Source organism: Variovorax humicola (assembly GCF_037889915.1).
In the GTDB taxonomy this organism is placed as follows: domain Bacteria; phylum Pseudomonadota; class Gammaproteobacteria; order Burkholderiales; family Burkholderiaceae_C; genus Variovorax; species Variovorax humicola.
Genome location: NZ_JBBKZV010000029.1, coordinates 1 through 19,915 on the forward strand (window position 1 = coordinate 1; position 19,915 = coordinate 19,915).

General features: G+C 67.4%; 17 protein-coding genes and 2 pseudogenes. 3 read left to right on the top strand and 16 right to left on the bottom strand.

Features of this window, described 5'->3' with window-relative positions:
• Positions 1–371: IS66 family transposase (locus tag WKW80_RS29250; RefSeq protein WP_340367106.1), on the top strand; the 371-nt coding region annotated here is incomplete at its 5' end.
• A gap of 439 nt (positions 372–810) precedes the next feature.
• Complete coding sequence (locus WKW80_RS29255; protein ID WP_340367107.1) at positions 811–1,122, top strand: polyhydroxyalkanoic acid system family protein; 312 nt, start codon at positions 811–813, stop codon at positions 1,120–1,122.
• Between the two features lie 58 nt (positions 1,123–1,180).
• Here WKW80_RS29255 and WKW80_RS29260 read toward each other — a convergent pair whose 3' ends face one another.
• From WKW80_RS29260 to WKW80_RS29305, 10 genes are all read right to left on the bottom strand, one after another.
• Positions 1,181–1,312 carry a hypothetical protein gene (locus tag WKW80_RS29260; protein ID WP_340367108.1) on the bottom strand — a complete coding sequence of 44 codons (132 nt, stop codon included), beginning with the start codon at positions 1,310–1,312 and terminating at the stop codon, positions 1,181–1,183.
• 65 nt (positions 1,313–1,377) lie between these two features.
• Positions 1,378–2,457, bottom strand: coding sequence for a tartrate dehydrogenase (locus tag WKW80_RS29265; protein ID WP_340367109.1), 1,080 nt, complete (start codon positions 2,455–2,457; stop codon positions 1,378–1,380).
• A 28-nt stretch (positions 2,458–2,485) separates the two neighbouring features.
• A complete protein-coding gene (gene hpaI / locus WKW80_RS29270; protein WP_340367110.1) occupies positions 2,486–3,286 on the bottom strand; it encodes a 4-hydroxy-2-oxoheptanedioate aldolase in 801 nt (266 codons plus the stop codon).
• 14 nt (positions 3,287–3,300) lie between these two features.
• Positions 3,301–4,770 carry an NAD-dependent succinate-semialdehyde dehydrogenase gene (locus WKW80_RS29275; protein WP_340367111.1) on the bottom strand — a complete coding sequence of 490 codons (1,470 nt, stop codon included), beginning with the start codon at positions 4,768–4,770 and terminating at the stop codon, positions 3,301–3,303.
• A gap of 75 nt (positions 4,771–4,845) precedes the next feature.
• Positions 4,846–6,384, bottom strand: coding sequence for a UxaA family hydrolase (locus WKW80_RS29280; protein ID WP_340367112.1), 1,539 nt, complete (start codon positions 6,382–6,384; stop codon positions 4,846–4,848).
• A gap of 71 nt (positions 6,385–6,455) precedes the next feature.
• Positions 6,456–7,163, bottom strand: coding sequence for an SDR family NAD(P)-dependent oxidoreductase (locus WKW80_RS29285; protein WP_340367113.1), 708 nt, complete (start codon positions 7,161–7,163; stop codon positions 6,456–6,458).
• Positions 7,153–8,115, bottom strand: a complete 963-nt coding sequence (locus WKW80_RS29290) for a Bug family tripartite tricarboxylate transporter substrate binding protein (RefSeq protein WP_340367181.1) — start codon at positions 8,113–8,115, stop codon at positions 7,153–7,155. The genes WKW80_RS29285 and WKW80_RS29290 overlap by 11 nt, the downstream gene beginning before the upstream one ends.
• A gap of 41 nt (positions 8,116–8,156) precedes the next feature.
• On the bottom strand, positions 8,157–9,332 hold the full coding sequence (locus WKW80_RS29295; RefSeq protein WP_340367114.1) for a sialidase family protein: 1,176 nt from the start codon (positions 9,330–9,332) through the stop codon (positions 8,157–8,159).
• A 41-nt stretch (positions 9,333–9,373) separates the two neighbouring features.
• Entirely contained in the window at positions 9,374–10,351 is a 978-nt protein-coding gene (locus WKW80_RS29300) for a hydroxyacid dehydrogenase (protein ID WP_340367115.1), read from the bottom strand.
• Positions 10,352–10,392: 41 nt separating this feature from the next.
• Positions 10,393–11,376, bottom strand: coding sequence for a Bug family tripartite tricarboxylate transporter substrate binding protein (locus tag WKW80_RS29305; protein WP_340367116.1), 984 nt, complete (start codon positions 11,374–11,376; stop codon positions 10,393–10,395).
• A gap of 108 nt (positions 11,377–11,484) precedes the next feature.
• Here WKW80_RS29305 and WKW80_RS29310 point away from each other — a divergent pair, with 108 nt between their 5' ends.
• Positions 11,485–12,432: a LysR substrate-binding domain-containing protein gene (locus WKW80_RS29310; RefSeq protein ID WP_340367117.1), complete on the top strand. Its 948-nt coding sequence runs from the start codon at positions 11,485–11,487 to the stop codon at positions 12,430–12,432.
• Between the two features lie 152 nt (positions 12,433–12,584).
• On the opposite strand, the pseudogene WKW80_RS37465 reads toward WKW80_RS29310, so the two are convergent.
• The 6 genes and pseudogenes from WKW80_RS37465 to ilvD all read right to left on the bottom strand — a co-directional run.
• Positions 12,585–13,271: pseudogene (locus tag WKW80_RS37465) on the bottom strand (2-keto-4-pentenoate hydratase); the annotation flags it as partial.
• Positions 13,268–13,999, bottom strand: a complete 732-nt coding sequence (locus WKW80_RS29320) for an ABC transporter ATP-binding protein (RefSeq protein WP_340367119.1) — start codon at positions 13,997–13,999, stop codon at positions 13,268–13,270. The pseudogene WKW80_RS37465 and the gene WKW80_RS29320, both read right to left, overlap by 4 nt.
• A complete protein-coding gene (locus WKW80_RS29325) occupies positions 13,977–15,809 on the bottom strand; it encodes a branched-chain amino acid ABC transporter ATP-binding protein/permease (RefSeq protein WP_340367120.1) in 1,833 nt (610 codons plus the stop codon). The genes WKW80_RS29320 and WKW80_RS29325 overlap by 23 nt, the downstream gene beginning before the upstream one ends.
• Entirely contained in the window at positions 15,806–16,681 is an 876-nt protein-coding gene (locus tag WKW80_RS29330; RefSeq protein WP_340367121.1) for a branched-chain amino acid ABC transporter permease, read from the bottom strand. Before WKW80_RS29330 ends, WKW80_RS29325 begins: the two co-directional genes overlap by 4 nt.
• A gap of 20 nt (positions 16,682–16,701) precedes the next feature.
• Positions 16,702–17,901, bottom strand: coding sequence for an ABC transporter substrate-binding protein (locus WKW80_RS29335; protein WP_340367122.1), 1,200 nt, complete (start codon positions 17,899–17,901; stop codon positions 16,702–16,704).
• Between the two features lie 169 nt (positions 17,902–18,070).
• Positions 18,071–19,915 (bottom strand): annotated as a pseudogene (gene ilvD, locus WKW80_RS29340) (dihydroxy-acid dehydratase); the annotation flags it as partial.

Below are 19,915 nucleotides of genomic sequence, written 5' to 3' on the forward strand. Positions count from 1 at the left end.
AGGACCTGCATGCGTGGTTGCGTCTCGAGAGAGGCCGTGTACCCGACGGCAGCGCCACAGCCAAGGCTCTGAACTACAGCCTCAACGCCTGGGGCGCGTTGACGCAAAACCTGCTCGATGGCGACGTGAACGTTGACAACAACCATTGCGAGAATCTGATCCGTCCCTGGGCCCAGGGCAGGCGCGCATGGTTGTTCGCCGGAAGCGAACTGGCCGGCCAACGCGCCGCAGTCGTGATGAGTCTGGTCCAGTCAGCAAAGTTGCATGGGCACGACCCATGGGCCTACCTCAAGGACGTGCTCACGCGGCTGCCAATGCATCTCAACAGCCGCATCGACGAGCTTCTGCCTCACAACTGGCGACCGGCCTGATCCAGGCGTCCACACACGCCTCACGTCCGCCTTCAAGGTGGGACGGCGAGCCGCTTACTGTTTGGAGTCCCTGCCCGTCTTCGAGGAACGCTTCATGCTGTTCGGCGCCTTCGCGGCCATGCGCCGGAAGCCCGAGGCGCTTAGTCCTCGGCACGTGCGAAGAGAGCAACGGGCCCTGACCTCGATCTGGGCAGCCAAGAAAGCAGCCGTTCGACTCTGCGACAGCGGGGTCGCCGCGAGAGGCATCCAGGCGACGACTGCAATACCTCCGGACTGGTCCCTGATACCGAGGTCTTCTTCGCACCGAGAAGACCGGAGTCAAGCTCACGGCGTGAGTTCGTCGGGCGACCCGCAAAGACGGCAACCGCGCTGCGACCCTGCTCAGTGCCCTCCATGCAGGCCCCTTGCACAGTGCGTCGATTCGCTGCACCCTGTGCATATGGCATCGCCCATCATCGTCAGCATTCCACATCAGCTCGGCCGCGCCGAGGCGCGACGTCGCATCGAAGGCGGCTTTGCGAAGATCGTCAACCTGTTGCCCGGCAGCAGTGCGGCCCCGAACGAGCGCTGGGACGGTGACCGGCTCATCTTCAGTGTCGTGGCGCTGGGCCAGACTGTCTCCGGCGTCATCCACATCCTGGATGCCACGGTAACGATGGAAATTGAGCTGCCAAGTGTCCTCCGCCTCATCGCGAGCGGCCTCAAGGAAAGGCTTCAGAAAATGGGACAACTGCTACTGACAAAGAAGTAGCGCAGGTTGTGCAGCGGTGCAGGGCGACTTTCCGGCAGTTCCGCCGGGATTCTTCAGGTCACGATGGCGCGTCGTCGCCATGGAGCATGAAGAAGAACCAGGCGAAGGGCACGCCGACTCGGCGATCGAGCTTCTCCAGCTTGCCGAAGACTCCTGCGCGGGCCCAGCCGCCCTCCAGGTTGTGACCCAATCATTCCAGCGCGTCGCGGAAGTCCACGTGGGCCAACTGCAACTCGTCGTCTGCTCGCACAGGGATCAGACTAGATCGGCGATTGCCTTGCCTAGATCCACAGTCGCCGCTTTGCCACCGAGGTCACCGGTGCGCGGGCCGTCCTTGAGCACCTGCTCGATGGCCTTCAGGATCGCGTCATGCGCTTCCCGCTGGCCGAGGAAGTCGAGCATCAACGCACCCGACCAGATCATCGCGATCGGGTTGGCGATGCCCTTGCCGTAGATGTCCGGCGCCGAGCCATGCACCGGCTCGAACAGCGACGGGAACGTGCGCTCCGGGTTCAGGTTGGCAGAGGGTGCCAATCCGATGGTGCCGGTGCAGGCCGGACCCAGGTCCGACAGGATGTCGCCGAACAGGTTGCTCGCCACCACCACGTCGAAGCGCTGCGGCTGCAGCACGAAACGCGCGGCCAGGATGTCGATGTGCTGCTTGTCGATCTTGACCTGCGGATAGGCCTGGCCCATCGCGTCGGCGCGGCTGTCCCACCACGGCATGCTGATGGCGATGCCATTGCTCTTGGTCGCCACGGTCAGGTGCTTGCGCTCGCGCGCCTGCGCCAGCTCGAAGGCGTACTTGAGCACGCGATCCGCGCCGAAGCGGCTGAACACCGATTCCTGGATCACGATCTCGCGCTCGGTGCCGGGGTACATGACGCCGCCGAGGTTGGTGTACTCGCCTTCCGTGTTCTCGCGCACGATGTAGAAGTCGATGTCGCCCGCCTTGCGTCCGGCCAGCGGGCAAGGAACGCCCTCGAACAGGCGCGCGGGACGCAAGTTGATGTACTGGTCGAACTCGCGGCGGAACTTGAGCAGCGAACCCCACAAGGAAACATGATCGGGCACGGTGTCCGGCCAGCCCACCGCGCCGAAGTAGATCGCGTCCTGGGTTTGAAGCTGCGCCTTCCAGTCGGCCGGCATCATGTCGCCGTGCTTCTGGTAGTAGTCGCAGCTGGCCCATTCGATGTCGGTGAACTGCAGGTCGAAGCCAAAGCGGCTCGCCGCCTTCTCGAGCACGCGATGCCCCTCGGGCATGACTTCCTTGCCGATGCCGTCGCCGGGAATGCTGGCGATCTTCAATGTCTTCTTGTTGTTCGTGGTGGCCATGGTGATTGTTCCGTTTGAAGTTGGGTAGTCAGTAAGCTGCCGCGCCGGCTGCGCTCATCGCGCTTTCGGTGCCGAGGCCAAAGTCGTTCGCGAGGCGGCGCGCGCCCTGGACCATCAGGGTGACATCGATGCCCACCGCGACGAAGGTGGCGCCCAGGTCCAGGTAGTGGCGTGCCAGCTTCGGGTCGGCCGTGAGCGTGCCGGCAGCCTTTCCGCTGGTGACGATGGTACGGATGGCGGCGTCGATCGCTGCCTGTACCTCCGGATGGCCTGGCGCGCCACGGTGGCCCATCGAGGCGGCCAGGTCAGCCGGGCCGATGAACACGCCATCCACGCCATCGACCGCGCAGATCGATTCCAGGTTGGCCATGGCGGTCCGGGTCTCGGCCTGGACCAGCAGGCAGATCTCGTCGTTGGCTGCGCCAAGGTAGTCGCGCCGCGCGCCCCAGCGGGAGGCACGCGCCACGGCGGCGCCGACACCGCGAATGCCTTCGGGCGGATAGCGCGTCGCCGCCACGAGTGCACGCGCCTGATCCGCCGTGTCGACCATGGGAACGAGCAGGTTCTGCGCGCCGACGTCGAGCAATTGCTTGATCAAGGCCGTATCGCCGGTCACCGCGCGAACCACGGGCTGGGCCGGGTAGGCGGCCACGGCCTGCAATTGGGCCAGCGTGCTGCGGACGTCGTTGGGCGCATGCTCGCCGTCGATCAGCAGCCATTGAAAGCCGGCGGTGGCGCAGGCCTCGGCCGCGTAGGGATCGGCCAGCGAGAGCCAGAGGCCGACCAGCGCTTGCTTGTCGGACAGCGCATGCTTGAAAGGGTTGTTCATGGTGCGTGTTCCGATCAATCGAGTTGACCCTGGCACACGTACTTGGTGTGCAGGTAGTCTTCCAGGCCATGTGTCGAGCCTTCGCGGCCATAGCCCGACTCCTTGACGCCGCCAAAGGGTGCGGCTTCTGCCGCGATTGCACCTTCATTGATGCCGACGATGCCGGACTCCAGCGCATCCGCGACGCGCCAGACGCGGCGGATGTCGTTGGAATAGAAGTAGGCGGCCAGGCCGAAGGGCGTGTCGTTGGCCGCGGCGATCACTTCGGCCTCGGTGTCGAATCGCGTCAGCGGCACGACGGGGCCGAAGGTTTCTTCGCTGGCGCAGGCCATGGTGCCGTCGGCGCCGACAAGCACCGTCGGTGCGAAGTACCGAGGGCCGAGTTCCGGCAACCGGCCTCCTCCGACCAGCACCCTGGCGCCGCGCGCCACGGCGTCCTGCACGTGACGCTCGATCTTTTCGACCGCACGTGCGTTGATCATCGGACCGATCTGCGATGACGCATCGCTGGCCGGACCGACCTTGAGGGCCTTGACACGTGCGGCCAGCTTCTCGGAGAACGTGTCATGCACCTTGGCCTGCACGAACACGCGGTTGGGGCAGACGCAGGTCTGGCCGCCGTTGCGAAACTTGGCAGCCATCAGGCCCTCGACGGCCGCATCCAGATCGGCATCCTCGAAGACGATGAAGGGCGCGTTGCCGCCGAGTTCCAGCGACAGCTTCTTGAGCGTGTCGGCCGAGCGCCGCGCCAGATGCTTGCCCACCGGCGTCGAGCCGGTGAAGGTGATCTTGCGCACGCGGGGGTCGTCCAGCCAGGCATCGACCACTTCGGGCGTGTTTTCGCGCGAGGCGGTGACGATGTTGAGCACGCCCGGCGGGACCCCCGCCTCTTCGGCCAGGCGAACGAGCGCCAGCGAGGTCAGGGGCGTGTCCTCGGCGGGCTTGCAGACCACAGTGCAACCGGCGGCCAGGGCGGGCGCGATCTTGCGAGCGATCATCGCGGCCGGAAAGTTCCACGGCGTGATGGCCGCGATGACGCCGACGGGTTCCTTGACTGCGAACATGCGTCGGCCCGCGACGGGCGCGGGAATGATCTCGCCGTTCATGCGGGTCGCTTCCTCGGCGAACCATTCGATGTAGCTGGCCGCATAGACGATCTCGCCCTTGCCCTCGGCCAGGGGCTTGCCCTGCTCCATCGACACCAGCGTGCCCAGGTCGTCCTGGTGCGCCAACACGAGGTCGTTCCAGCGCTTGATGATCTGGGCACGCTGCTTCGCCGGCACCTTGCGCCAGGTGGCGAAGGCAGCATGCGCCGCCTCGGCCGCTTCGCGTGCTTCGCAAGCGCCGGAATCCGGCACGCGGGTGATGAGGGCCCCCGTCGCGGGATCGGTTACGTCGAGCTGGCTGCCAGTGGCTTCACGCCACTCGCCCGCGATGTAGTTCCTGCTGCGCAACAGCTCGGTTCTTTGAAGAGTCAACGGCATGGGATGTCTTGTTTTCATGTGGCAGAAGATGCTGGGGATGGCGTGCGCCAAGCGACGGGGTTGGAAGCAACTGCCTCAACTGACGATGCCCATGTGCCAAGGCACGAACTCGTGGTTGCCCAGGCCCAGCAGCTCGCTCTTGGTCTTGCCGCCGGACGCGGCCTCCAGGATGTGCTCGAAGATGCGCTGCCCCATCTGCTGCACGTCCAGCTCGCCATCCAGCACCGCGCCGCAGTTGATGTCCATGTCCTCCTCCAGGCGCGTGAACATCGGCGTGTTGCTGGCCAGCTTGATCGTGGGCGCCGGCTTGCTGCCGAACATCGAGCCGCGCCCGGTGGTGAAGCAGATCAGGTTGGCGCCACTGGCGATCTGGCCGGTGGCGGCCACGGGGTCGTAGCCGGGCGAATCCATGAACACGAAGCCGGCCTTGTCGATCGGCTCCGCGTATTCGTAGACCGCCTGCAAGGGCGTGGTGCCGCCCTTCATGGCCGAACCCAGCGACTTTTCAAAAATATTGGCCAACCCGCCGGCCTGGTTGCCCGGGCCGACCACACCGTTGAACTGCCCGTTGTGGCCGCGCGTGTACTCCTCCCACCAGGCGAGGCGATCGAGCAGTTTCTGCCCGACCTCGGGGCTGATCGCACGCCGCGTGAGCATGTATTCGACGCCATGGATTTCCGGCGTCTCCGACAGGATCGCCGTGCCGCCATGTCGCACCAGGATGTCCATGGCCGCGCCGAGCGCCGGGTTGGCGGTGATCCCCGAGAAGCCGTCCGAGCCGCCGCACTCCAGGCCGATCTTCAGGTGCGCCGCACTGACGGGCTGGCGCTTGACGGCATTGGCCGCCGGCAGCATGGCCTCGATGGCGGCGATGCCCGCGGCGATCGTGGCGCGCGTACCACCCGTGTCCTGCATCACGAAGGTCTTGACGTGACTGCCCAGTGTCAAGCCCTGCGAGGCGACGAGGTCGGCCACCTGGTTGCGCTCGCAGCCCAGCCCGACGATCAGCACGCCACCGAGATTGGGATGGCGCGCATAGCCCGCGATGGTCCGGCGCAGCACATCGAAATGCTCGCTGGGTGACGACATCCCGCAGCCGCTGGTCTGCGCAAAAGCAACCACGCCGTCGATGTTCGGATAAGGCGCGAGGCGTTCTGGCGTGAAGTGCGCGGCGATGTGATGGATGGCCGTGGCCGAGCAGTTCACCGAGGAGATAAGCCCGATGAAGTTGCGCGTGGCCACCCGCCCATCGGGGCGCACGATGCCCATGAAGGTGGCGCGCTCGGCCTCCGGCACGTAGTCAACGGGACGCACGTCCTCGCAGAAGCCGGGGTCGCGGTCGAAGTCGATGAGTTCGAGGTTGTGCGTGTGCACATGTTCGCCCGCCTCGATGTCCCGCATTGCTGCGCCGATCACCGTGTCGTACTTGCGGACGGGCTCACCCGCCGCGATGCGCCGGGCCGCGATCTTGTGGCCCGCCGGCACCTGGGCGCGCATGCGCAGGCCGAACTCGGGCAGTTCCTGGCCCAGCGCGATCGGCGCGCGGGCGACCAGCACGTTGTCGTTGGCGTGCAGCAAGATCAGGGGGGAGACGGTCTGTTTGTCGGTGGTCATGCTCAAGTCCTTAAGCGACGCCGAGGCGCCGGGCGCATGGTTGGAAGGAGGCGGACATGGGGATGTCGAAATCATCTTGGCAGCGAGGAGCCACCGCAGACCTGGATGTCCTGCCCGGTGATCGGCGCAGCGTCATCGGACAGCAGAAATGCGACGAGCGCCGCGACCTCCTCGGGTCGGATCAGGCGGCCCAGCGGCGGCAGCTTGGGTTGGGTAGAGGCACGGGCCGGGTCCGCGAGCATGGCCGTGTCGGTCGCTGCCGGCGACACCACGTTGACCGTGACGCCCTGGGCTGCGACTTCGGATCCCCAACTCCGGGCCAGCGCGACCAGTGCCGCCTTGCTGGCCGCGTATTGGCTGCGACCGGGCATGCCGCCGGAGACGCGGCTGCCGATCAGCACCATCCGGCCCTCGCCGGCAACGGCCATCCTCGGCAGCAGCGCGTTGGCGAGTCGAGCCGCGGCGTCCACATGCAGCCGCCACATGAGTGCGCCGTCGTCGGCGTCCATGGCGCCCAGCGCGCCGGGACGCAGGACACCCGACGCATGCACCACTGCCTGCGGCGTGCCCAGCCTGCCGACCAACGCATCGACCTCGCCTCGTTCACTCAGGTCGCAGGCCAAGGCGGTGAACGCCGGATGGTCGATGTCCGGCGCACCGCGCTGCACGCCAGTGACATGCCAGCCATCGACCAGCAGGCGCTGCGCCACGGCCCGGCCAATGCCGGAACTGCTACCCGTGACGACCGCGCGCCGCAAGTCACTTGAGTCACTCGGCACGGATCTTCCCCTCGTTGATGATCTTCTGCGCCTTCGCCATGTCCTCTTGCTCGAACTTGACGAAATCCGCCACCGTTCCGCCGTTGACTTCCAGGCCCTGGCTGACCAGCTTCTCGCGCATGTCGGTCGAGAGCGCCTTGTTGACCTCGGCATTGAGCTTGGCCACCACGTCCGCCGGCAGCTTGGCTGGGCCCCACAGTCCGTACCAGCTGTAGAACTCGTAGCCGGGAATGGTCTCGGCGACCGTCGGCACATCGGGCATGCTGGGCAGGCGCGCCTTCGACGTGACGGCCAGCAGGCGCAGGCGGCCGGATTTCACATACGACGACGAACCCAGGATCGGATCGATGAAGCCGTTGATCTGACCGCCGATCAGGTCCTGGTAGGCCGGTGCCGAGCCCTTGTACGGCACGATCATCAGGTCGGCGCCGCTCGACCGCTTCAACAGTTCCGTCGAAAGGTGGCCAGCAGACCCGGTCGAGCCGATGGCGAAGGTGAGCTTGCCCGGATTGGCCTTGGCATGGGCGATCAAGCCCTTGACGTCCTTTGCCGGCACCTCGTTGTTGACCGAGATGCCCAGCGGCGCCTTGGCCACCAGCGCGATCGGGGAGAAGTCCTTGATCACGTCGTACGGCGCCTTCATCGTCATCGGAGTCGTCGCATGCGTCGAAGGAGCGAAGAGCAGCGTGTAGCCATCGGCCTGGGCCTGCTTGACAGCCATGGCGCCAATGGTGCCGACACCGCCCGGCTTGTTGTCGATGATGAAGGACTGGCCCGTTTGCTCGGCGAGCTTCTGTGCCAGCTGTCGGCCGACCACGTCGAGCGTGCCGCCCGGCGGGAACGGGATGACGATCGTCACCGTCCGGGACGGGTAGGCATCGGCCCAGGCCCCGCCGACGGTGGCGACCAGGGCCGCGGCAACGGCCGCACGCAGGAAGTTCGCTCGCTTGATCATGGTGTGTCTCTCTTTGTGGGTGTGAAGGGGGCTCGATGTCACTGTCCGGGGGCCTGCGTGATCCAGTCCGGCATCACCCGGGCATGCCGGATGTGCTTCCTGAACACGGTGTAGGCCACATGCAGGGCGCCGTCGGCGGTCTGGCGCAAGGACGGATAGGAGTACTCGCGATTGAGGCCGCGGGCGGAGTCGTTGCTCATGCACCAGCCATCGCCGGTTTCCAGGTTGCGTTGCCACGGCCAGGTCTGTCCGTCGTCTTCCGACAGCGCCAGCGTCATCGGTGCGCGCGGTGCGCCCCAGAAGGCGCGGCGCGCCGGCTTCGACGCCTGCTGCGCCGGGGCCTCGGGGGTCGAAGGCGCCTGGTCTTCGAGCTCGTCGTAGAGCGAATCGCGCCGCTCGGTGGCATCGGCCGCGCTGCTGGCATTGAGGATCAAGGCGAGCCGGCCGTCGGCCAATCGCAGCGCCTGGATCGACGAATTGTTGTTGGGGAGCGCGGTCGGCACGGGCTTGCGCCAGGACAGGCCGCCGTCGTCGCTGCGTGTCATGTAGATGTTGTCGGCCCAGCGGCTGCGAAAGAAGCCGAGCAGGCTGTTGCCCGCAGCCGGCACGATGCTCATGTGCACGCAGCCCACGCTGTCCGGTACCGGGATGGGCTGCCAGGAGGCGCCCTGGTTCGTGGAGCGCAGCACGGCGCTTTCGTCGAGGCTGCCATCCCATTTCTGGCCGGGCAGCACGCGGCATTCGAAGATCGGCAGGAGCCAGGTGCCGTCGGTGTGCACATGGATGGGCTGGCGCACGAAGGTGCCGGCGGGCGCGTCCGCCAGCGTCTCGGTCTCGCCCCAGCTCTTGCCGTTGTCATGCGAGACGCGGCGACGCACGATGGCCGTGTCCTGGTTGCCGGAAAGCTGTGCCGTGTGCAGCAGCCACAGGGGACCGCCTGGCACCGGGAACAGGATCGGGTTCTGTTCCGAGCGCTCGGCGTCGTTCGAAAGTTGGGTGGGCTCCGACCACCGTCGTGCCCCGGCATCCAGGCGGGCCATGTAGACGGAGATGTCGGAGCGACCTTCCATCGAGCCGCCGAACCATACGCAGGCCAGCGTTCCATCGTGCAAGACCATCAGGTTCGCGGCATGGGCCTGCACGCATGCGGACGGCAGGTCCGCGACTTCACGGTCGGGATCTTCGGGATGGGTGCGCAGTTCGGCATTGGACATTCGTTGGCTCTGTGTGGTGTTGAAGAGGTGCGGGGGAGCGATCAGGCCGCGCGCTGCGCCGGCGCGGCGACCACATGGCCCGAAGGCAACGGGTGCCCGGAGAGCGCGTTCACGACGTTCTGCGCAGTCATGGTCGCCACCCGCAACGCCGCCTGGCGCGTGACGCCTGCGACGTGCGGGGTGAGGATGACGTTGTCGAGCGCGAGCAGCGGGTTGTCCGCGCTGATCGGTTCCACCTCGAAGGTGTCGAGGCCGGCGCCCCCCAGGTGTCCGCTGCGCAATGCCTCGACCAATGCCGCTTCATCGATGACTGGACCGCGGGCGGTGTTGACGACGAACGCGCCGGGCTTCATCAGCGCCAGTTCGCGTTGCCCGATCAGGCCGCGCGTCTGCTGCGTCAAGGGGCAGTGCAGGCTCAGTATGTCGACGCGCGGCAGCAGCTTTTGCAGGTCGGACTCGATCTCGAAACCGTCGGCTTCGCGCCGCGTCCCACCCATCACCACGACGTGCGCACCCAGTGCCGATGCAAGTCGCGCCGTGCTGCGGCCGATGCTGCCGTAGCCGACGATCCCGACCACCGAGCCACGAAAGTCGCGCCCGAGCCACGAGGTGCCTTCCCAGCCACCGGCCTTCAGCTTGCGGTCCAGGCGATGCAGGTCCCGCACGAGTGCCAGCATCAGCGCGATGGCATGCTCGGCGACCGCATCGGCATTGCCGCCCGGCGCCACGGCGACGGTGATGCCGCGACGCGCCGCCTCGGCCAAGTCGACGCTGTCGACCCCGGCTCCGTTCTTCGCGATGATCTTCAATCCTTGCGCCGCAGCCAGCACACTTGCAGTGAAGGGCTTGGAGCCGCGCAGGATGACCGCGTCTACATCGCCGTTGGCGAGCCGGCTGGACAGGCTGGCCTCGTCAATGGGCTCGGCCATGAATTCGAGGCTGGCGCCCGCGTCGCGCAGGATCTGCTGCGCCTCTTGCATGAGGTGCTGGGCCGTCACGAGGACAGTGTGATGGGGCATGGCGGGCACTCCGTGGAACGAGGTTTGGTCAGAGCGAGCGTTCAGTTCTTGCTCAACAGTTCCTTGAGCTTGAGCTTCTCGATCAGCACCTTGTCCTTCGCGACGGAGGCGGCCACGTATTTCTCGTACTCCGGCGCGTCGAGGTACATCAGTGGCGCGTCGATACGAGCGCAGGCCGCGGTGAATTCGGGACTCGCCGCCGCGACCTTGAAGGCCGCGCGCAGCCGGGCGAGCACGTCGGCCGGCACGCCCTTCGGCGCACCGATGCCATTGGGCGCATCGACCACGACGTTGTAGCCCGATTCCTTGAGCGTCGGCACGTCCTTGAATTCGGTGGTGCGCTGATCGCCCCATGTCGCCAACAGGCGCAGCTTGCCGGCCTTCACCTGCGGCGCCCAGGAACTGGAATCCGCCAGGATGTCGACGTGGCCGCCCATCAGCCCCTGCAGCGCTTCGGACCCGCCCTTGTACGGAATGGCGTTGAACTTGACGCCCGCGGCAATCGCGAACTCCTCCATGCCCACGTGCGTGGCGCCGCCCAGGCCCGCGGTGCCATAGGTGATCTTGTCGGGATTCGACTTCGCGTCGGCCACCAGGTCCTTGAGCGTCTTCCAGGGCGCCTCGGCGCGCACGGCAATGCCGAAGGTCTGGCCGGACACACGCGCGATGTAAGCCAGGTCCTTGAGCGGATCGATCTGGACCGTGCCCAATTGCGAGAAGCGCGTCACCGAGATCGGGATCTGGCCGATCGTGTAGCCGTCCGGCTTGGCTGCTGCGAGGGCCTTGAGGCCGATCATCCCGGAGGCGCCCGCCTTGTTGTCCACCACCACCGACTGGCCCAGTTCCCTGGCCGCGGCTGCGCACAGCGCGCGCATCGTCACATCGGCCGTTCCGCCTGCGGGCCAGGGGCAGATGAACGTCACGGGACGATCCGGGTAGCCTGCGGCAAACGCGCGCGTCGAGGCGAGGGGAAGGGTTGCGGCAGCGAGGCTGTGCAGCATGAACTGGCGGCGATTGGGTCGCATCTTGTCTCTCGTTGTTCGATTCGTGGAGCGCTGATTGTTGGCTGCCTCTTCATTACAATCCATTCAAATAATCGACTCTCTTCATTCCGCCAAGGTTATGGAGTTCCAATGGCCCAGATCGATCGAGTGCTGCGCTCCAACCTGAAGCTGCGGCACCTGCAATTGCTTGTGGCGCTGGACGAGTTTCGCCACCTGGGACGCGCTGCCGAATTCCTTTCCGTCAGCCAGCCGGCGGTCTCCAAGACGCTGGCCGAGATCGAGCGCATGTTCGATCTCAGCCTCTTCGTCCGTTCCACCCGTGGGACGGAGCCCACCGCCTACGGGGTGGCCGTGGTCCGCTTTGCTCGCTCGGTCCTGGCCGACTATGGCCGCACGCGCGACGAGATCGATGCCGTCGCGGGCGGTGCCTCCGGGCGTGTGAGCGTGGGCGCGATGGTGGTGGCCACGCCGTCGTTGCTGGTGCGCGCCGTCGCGATGCTGAAGGAGCGTTCCAGCCAGACCACGGTGATGGTGGAAGAAGGCGACCTCACCCGTCTGCTTCCGCGGTTGCGCGTCGGGGAACTCGACCTGTTCGTGGGCCGGCTTGAGCCAGGCTATGCGTCCCCCGACCTGGACACCGAGGCGCTGTATGCAGAGCCGATGTGCATCGTCATGCGCCCGGATCACGCGCTCGTGCGCGACACGAAACTGGACTGGGCCAAGCTGGCCGGGCTGCCCTGGGTCGTTCCACCGCCCTGGGCGTCGTCACGCATCAAGCTGGAGCAGATGTTCTACAAGCACGGGCTTGCGCCTCCCGTCGACATCGTGGAGACGGCGTCGTTCATGGTCACGCTGACCTTCGTGCGCGAGCGTCCCGCGGTCGGTTTTCTTGCGCGCGGCGTGGCGCGACACTTTGAAGGCGAGGGCCTGCTGAAGATACTGAAGCTGGAAGTGCCGATCGAGTTGCCGCCCGTCGGGATGATCACCTTGCGCGGAAGAAGCCGTACGCCGGCAACGGAGCAGTTGATGGCATGTCTGCGCTCGACGGCATCCGCCGCGCACGCTCCCACTGGCTGACCTGCGGTACGCCGGTTCGATGGACCTGAATCGCGAACGGCATTCCTGTCGTCAGGTGATGTCGATCGACGCCTGGCCGAGCGGCCCGAATCGGCGGCGACATGCTCGCCGGTCGATGCAAGGTGCGGCGTCGTGCAGCTGCCGGTACTCACGACTTCGCCTGCCTTGAGCAACTTGCCACTCCGGCCGAGATCGGCGATGAAGGTGCGCAGGATTTCCAGCGGGCCGCCGAAGGGCAGCCCGCCGTTGCCTTCCGCCACCACGCTGCCATTCACGCTGAGACGCACCGGCAGCGAGCGCAGGTCGAGCTCGCGCCAGCGCCCGCACGGCGCGCCGTACACCCATCCGCCAGCCAGCGAGAGGTCGGCGAGCGCGGCCGCCGGCGGCGCCGTGCGCCACCCGGCCAGCCGGCTGTCGGCGACCTCCAGGGCCGGCAACACCGCCTCGATCGCGTCGATCAGCTCATCCATCGCCGGCGGCTGCGGCGTGCCGCCGATGTCCTTGCCGAAACGCACGCCGATCTCGGCTTCGACGATGCAGACGATCATCCGGTCGCGTCGCAGCGTCGCGGGGCTTGCCCAGCTCAGTGCCGAGAAGATCGGACCACGCAGCGGCCCTGCGAGGCCGAGTGCCGCGATCGACTGCGGCGAGCCGCCGAGCTTGGTGCCGGTCACCGTGCCGCCGATCAGCGACAGCACGCGCTCGACATGCTGGTTCTGCAGCAGGTACGCCTCGGCGGCATTCATCGCATCGAAGCCCGCGGGCAGCTCTGCGGGCGTGGCCTCCTGCCGCGCCTGCAGCACGGCATCGAGAAAGCGTCGTGTCTCTTCAGGACTCATGCAATCACCTCGGCGCCGGGCTGATGTTCGCCGACATAGCCCGCCTTCAATGCCTGCTCAGCCGCAGCGCCGGATGCCGGGCCGTCGTAGACGACGCGGCCGCGGTCCAGCACGACCAGCGCACGCGCATATTCGAGCGCATAAGTCGCCATCTGCTCGATGACGACGATGGTCGTGCCCTGCCGGTGGAGATCGGCGAGCACGTCGTAGACCTGGTCGATCAGCACCGGCGCGAGGCCGAGCGATGGCTCGTCGAGCAGGATCACGTCGGGGCGCGCCATCAGCGCGCGGCCGAGTGCAAGCATCTGGCGCTCGCCGCCGCTCAGCGTCACCGCCGGCCTGGCCAGCGCTTCCTGGATGGAGCGCGGCATGATCGCCAGCACCTCGTCGATGCGCTCGCGTATGCCGCGCCGGTCGAGCTTCGCGCCGTAGCCGCCGAGCAGCAGGTTCTCACGCACCGACAGTTGCCCGAACAGCCGCCGTCCTTCCGGCACCAGGCAGATGCGCGCAGTCGCATCGGCCCGCAGCACCCGGCCCGCCGTCGGCTCCAGCATGCCGCCCAGCACCAGCGCCAGGGTCGACTTGCCGGCCCCGTTCGGACCGAGGATTGCCGAGAAGCTGCCGCGCCCGATGGCCAGCGTGACGTCCTGCAGTGCCAGCACGCCGCTGTAGCGCTGCGTGATGCCTTGCGCGGCGAGAACTTTTTCAGGCCGACTTGCGCTGCTCATGGATGACCTTGTCGAAGAGTTTGTCGCCCGCCCGGCCGAAGTACGCGCTCAACACGCGCGGGTCGCGCCGGACGTCCTCGGGCCGGCCCGTGGCAAGCACCTTGCCGAAGTCGAGCACGACGACGTGGTCGGCGATCGCCAGCACCTCGGCGACCGCATGGTCGATGATCAGGATCGAGACGCCACCCGCCTTCATGCCCGCCAGGATCGCCTGCAGGTGCCGCGCCTCGTCGGCGTCGAGGCCGGAGAACGGCTCGTCCAGCGCGACAAGCTGCGGTCCCGCGGCCAACAGCCGGCCGATGTCGGCGACCTTCTGAATGCCGAACGGAAGGGCCTTCGGATAGCTGCCGGCGACGTCGCGCAGCGCGAGGCCGTCGAGGATGAGATCAGCAATTTCGTCGGCAGAATGCCCGCGCGTCGAACCCGGCCGGCTGGCCGCGGCGAGCAACAGGATCTCGCGCACTGTCAGCTCCTCGAACAGCTCGGCGTGCTGGAACGTCCGGCCGTAGCCGCACTTCAGGCGCGCATGCGGCGCCAGCGTCGTCAGCTCGTGCGTGCCGAGCCGGATCACCGAGCCCGGGACCGCCTTCACATAGCCGCTGAGTGCGTTGAGCAGCGTGGTCTTGCCGGCGCCGTTGGGTCCGATCAATCCGACGGTCTGCCCCGGCGCCACCGTCAGAGACACCTCCTGCAGCGCCTTCAGGCCGCCGAATGTCACCGACAGCCGCTCGACGGTCAGCGTTGCGTCGGCGCGCGGCATCAGCGTGCGCGCGAGCGCGGTTATCTGCGCCATCGACGCGGCGGCCGTGGATGGCGGACGGACGGGTGCAGCTTGCGCGGCGGCGGGCTGCCTGCGCGACCGGCGCAGCCGCATCAACCCGTCACGCACGCTCGGTACGATGCCGCGCGGCAGGAACATCAGCGTGGCGATCAGGGACGCGCCGAACGCGAAGGCCGCGATGTCGCGCAGGCCACGCGCGAGCTCGGGCACCAGCGCCAGGAAGCCCGCGCCGAGCAAGGCCCCCGGCAGGCTGCCGATGCCGCCAACGACAGTGCCGACGATCAGCATCACGCCGCGATCGAGGTTGAATTCGCCTGCATCGAGGTAGCCGATGGCCACGGCCCCTGCCACGCCGGCCGATGTCGCGAGCGCCGCACTGAGCGCAAATGCCAGCGCGTTCTCGCGGTGCGGCACCAGGCCGATCGACATCGCCGCAGTGCGCTGGCTCTTGATCGCACGCCAGCGCCGCCCGCGCGCGCCCTTGACGACCCAGTCGAGGACCAGGAACACGCAGGTCGCGATCACGATGCTGAGCGAGGCGCCGTGCGCGTCGGTCAGCGGCATGCCGAACAGCCATGACTTGACGGGCGGCACCTGCATGCCGATGTCGCCGCCGGTCACCGCCGACCAGCGCCCGATGATCTCGGTGCCGGTCAGGCTGACGGCCAGCGTCAGCAGGCCGAAGTACAGCGTCGAGAAGCGCCCGGCGCTCAGCCCGAGCACGAAGCCCAGCGCGCCGCCGAGGACCAGCGCGATCAGCAGGCAGGCTTCGATCGGCACGCCGAGGGCGGCGAGATTGGCCGTCAGGTAGGCGCCGATCGCGATGAAGGCCGGATGCGACAACGACCAGATGCCGCTCGCGCCGGCCAGCACCGTGAGGCTGGCCACCGCGATCGCATTGAAGGTCACCACCGCGAGGACGATCGTGAAGTACTCGCCCTTGACCAGCGCCGGGCTGCTGAGCACGGCCAGCGCGAGTCCGGCCAGCGCGATGGCGAAGCGGCGTTTCGAATCGGCGGAGAGCTTCATACGCGCTCGGCCCGCACCTTGCCGAGAAAGCCGGCAGGCCGCACGAACAGCACCACGACGATGATCGCGAACACGATCGTGTCTCGAAAGCTCGCCGAGACATAGCCTGCCGCGAGGTTGTCGAGGATGCCGACCACGAACCCGCCAACCACCGCGCCCGGCATGCTCGTCAGGCCGCCGAGGAAGACGCCGGCCAGCGCACGGAACAGCGGCACCAGCGCGAAGGTGGTGCTCAGCGCAGCGTTGCCGGCGAGGAAGAAAATCGCGATCGCCGCCAGCGCGCAGCCGATGAACCAGGCAATCATCGCCACCCGCTCGGCGTCGATGCCGATCAGCTTGGCGGCGAACGGATCGTCGGCGCAGGCACGCATCGCGACGCCGAACGCGGTCCGGTTGAAGAACCAGGCGACGAAGGCCATCGCCGCCAGCGCGAAGCCGGTGGCCACGATCTTGTTCCATGCGAGCTCGATGCCGCCGACGCGCACGGTGCCGGCGACCAGTGCCGGAAACGGCACCGGCTCGTGGCCCCATACCTGGCCGATCAGGGCGCGGATCACCAGCCCGAGCCCGATCATCAGCACCAGCGCGACGAAGATCCGGTTGCGGTCGCGCACCAGCCGGCGTACCAGCCAGCGCTGGGTCGCGATGCCGAGCAGTCCGGCGACGACGACGGCCAACACCAGTGCCGCGGGCACGGGCAGGCCGTGGCCGATGCCGGTGATCGCGACGAAAGCCGCCAGCGTCGCGATGTCGGCGAGCGCGAAGTTCACCGTGTCGGTGGTCTTGAAGATGATGACCTTGCCGAGCGCCACCAGTCCGTAGGCGGCGCCGCTGACGAAGCCCGAGATGACGAGCGGCAGCAACTGGTCCATGGGGTCCCGGTCGGCGCGCGCTACCAGTTCATCGCCTGCGAGTCGACCAGCTCGCCCGTGGCGACCCACTGGCCGTTGTGCGCGATCATCTTGAAGAAGGAGGTCACGCCCAGGTGGCTGGTCGGGCTGAAGGTCACCGGCGGCAGGATGCCGCTGTCGTAGTCCTTCAGCGAATGCAGCGACGCATAGAGCGCGTCGTAGGTCAGCTCGCCCTTCACGCGCGACAGCGCCTCGACGAAGATCTTCGACGCTGCGAAGGTGAACAGCGACACGAAGTCCGCTTTCTGGCTCGGCACGTACTTCGCGAGCGCGTCGCGGTACTCCTTGAGCGCCGGCGTGTCGGCCGTCGGCGACCGCGTGAACGACAATGCCTTCACGCCCTCGAGCGGCTCGGGCGCAAGCGCCAGCACGGATTGCAGCACGTTGATCGGCAAGGTGAAGACCGGCACCTTCGAGCCCTGCGTGCGCAGCTCCTTCGTGAGCGCGACGAACTCCTGCAGGATGTTCGCGGCGATCACGACGTCAGGGTTCTTGCGCATGATCTCGAGCGCGATCGGCGTGTAGTCGACGGTGCCCAGCTTGACCGGCATCAACTCGACTTCGACGTTCGGATTGGCCGTCTTGGCGCCCGGCTCGATCATCTTGGAGAACGACACCGCGATCGCGGCATCGAAGTGCGCGACGAGGATCTTCTTGTGGCCTTCCTTGGCAGCCCAGCGGCCGATCGCCTGCGCGCTGAACTCGAGCGGCGGGTAGACGCCGAACACCCGCTGACGCACCGGGTTGTACCAGTCGACGACGCCGGTGTAGGCGTTGATGACCGGCACCTGCTGCTCGTCGAGGAAGGGCAGCACCGGGTTGAACTGGCTGACGCCGTTGCCGCCGACCATCGCGAACACGTTGTCGCGCGTGACGAGCTTGCGCACCGCGGTCACGCCCTTCTGGGCCGAGAACTCGTTGTCCTCGATGATCAGCTCGATCTTGCGGCCGTTCACGCCGCCGCGGTCGTTGATCATGCTCATGTAGGCGACTTCGCCGGCACGGATCTGCTCGCCCGACAAGGCGACCGGCCCGGTCAGCGGCACCTGCACGCCGATCTTGATCGAGTTGGCGGTGACGCCGCGCACGTTCTGAGCGAACACCGGCGTCGATCCGATGCCGAGCGCCATGCCGATCATGCCGGCCAGTGCCTCACGGCGTTGAAGGTGATTCGTGCCCATCGATGTGTCTCCTTTGCGTGGCGGGACCACTTTAGGTGCGCCGCTCGCGGCGGGCATCGTCGCTTCCGACGATTCCGGGCGGGCACGCCGCTGCCGTGGAAGAACGCCAGGAGCCCGTGCGTTCGTTCGCATCGTCGGAAGCAACGATGTGCGGCTGTTCGAGCACGGCGAGCCGCTGCGGGTCGCGGACCGCGCCCTTGTCGGCCGACATCGCCAGGGCGCCGAAGATGCGCAGCGCCAGGCTCACCGCCCTTTCGCGCGGCTTCGGTTTCCAGGCGGCCGCACCTTTGGTGTTCATCTGGCGGCGCCGCTCGGCCAGCGTCACGGCGTCGACGAGCAGCTCGATGCTGCGCTTCGCGAGGTCGATTTCGATACGGTCGCCGTTTTCGACCAGCGCGATCGTCCCGCCGGCTGCCGCCTCGGGCGACACGTGGCCGATAGCCAGCCCCGAGTTGGCGCCCGAGAAGCGTCCGTCAGTGACCAGCGCGCAGCTCGTGTGGAGGCCGCGCGCCGTCAGCAGCACCGCGGGCTTGGACATCTCCTGCATGCCAGGTCCGCCGCGCGGACCTTCGTAGCGGATGACCACCGCGTGGCCGGGCTGCACGGTGCCGTCCTCGAACGCATCGCGCACCTCGTTCTCGCTGTCGAAGACGATCGCCGTGCCGGTGAAGCGGTGCATGCCCGGCACGACGCCAGCCGCCTTCACGACGCAGCCGTCCCGTGCGAGGTTGCCATGCAGCACCGCCAGGCCGCCGTCGGCCGCATAGGCAGCATCGCCTTCGCGGATGCAGCCGCGCGAGCGGTCGAGGTCCAGCGTGTCGAAGCGCTTCTCCTGCGAGAACGCCTGCGTCGTGCGAACGCCGCCGGGTGCGGCGCGGTAGAAGCGCTGCACGTCGGGATCGCCGCTGCGGCGGATGTCCCATTTGGCGAGCGCATCGCCCAGCGTGCCCGCGTGGACCGAGCCCGCGTTGCGGTCGAGCAGACCGAGCCTGTCCAACTCGCCGAGGATGCCGAACACGCCGCCGGCGCGATGCACGTCTTCCATGAAGTAGTCGGGCGTCGATGGCGACACCTTGCACAGGTGCGGCGTCGAGTGCGAGAGCCGGTCGATGTCGGCCAGCTTGAAGTCGACCCCGCCTTCATGGGCGGCGGCAAGCAGGTGCAGGATCGTATTGGTCGACGCGCCCATGGCGATGTCCATCCGCATGGCGTTCTCGAACGCCCTTCGGTCGGCCACCGAGCGCGGCAGCACCGACCGGTCGCCCTCGCCGTAGTGGCGACTGCACAGGTCGACGACGAGCCGGCCGGCGTCGCGGAACAGCCGTTCCCGGTCGACGTGCGTTGCGACCAGCGAGCCGTTGCCCGGCAGCGCGAGACCGAGTGCTTCGGTCAGGCAGTTCATCGAATTGGCGGTGAACATGCCCGAGCACGAGCCGCAGGTCGGGCAGGCGCTTTCTTCGTACTGCTGCGCTTGTGCCTTGCCGATGCCCGGCTGCAGCATCGCCACGTAGCCCTCGACGACGCTGATGCGCTCCATCTTGTCCTTGTGGATGATGCGCCCCGCCTCCATCGGCCCACCGGAGACGAACACCGTGGGGATGTTCAGCCGCATCGCCGCGTTCAGCATGCCCGGCGTGATCTTGTCGCAATTGGAGATGCACACCAGCGCGTCGGCGCAATGTGCGTTGACCATGTACTCGATGGCGTCGGCGATCAGCTCGCGCGAGGGCAGCGAGTACAGCATGCCGTCGTGCCCGGCGGCGATGCCGTCGTCGACCGCGATCGTGTTGAACTCCCGCGCCACGCCGCCGGCCGCGGCGACTTCTTCCGCCACCAGCTTCCCGAGACCGCGCAGGTGAACGTGGCCCGGCACGAACTGGGTGAACGAGTTGGCAACCGCGATGATCGGCTTGCCGAAGTCGCTGTCGGTCATGCCGGTGGCGCGCCACAGCGACCGGGCAGCCGCCGCGGAGGCGGTCGAGCCGGTGGTGACCTTGGCGGAGCGTAGGGGTAT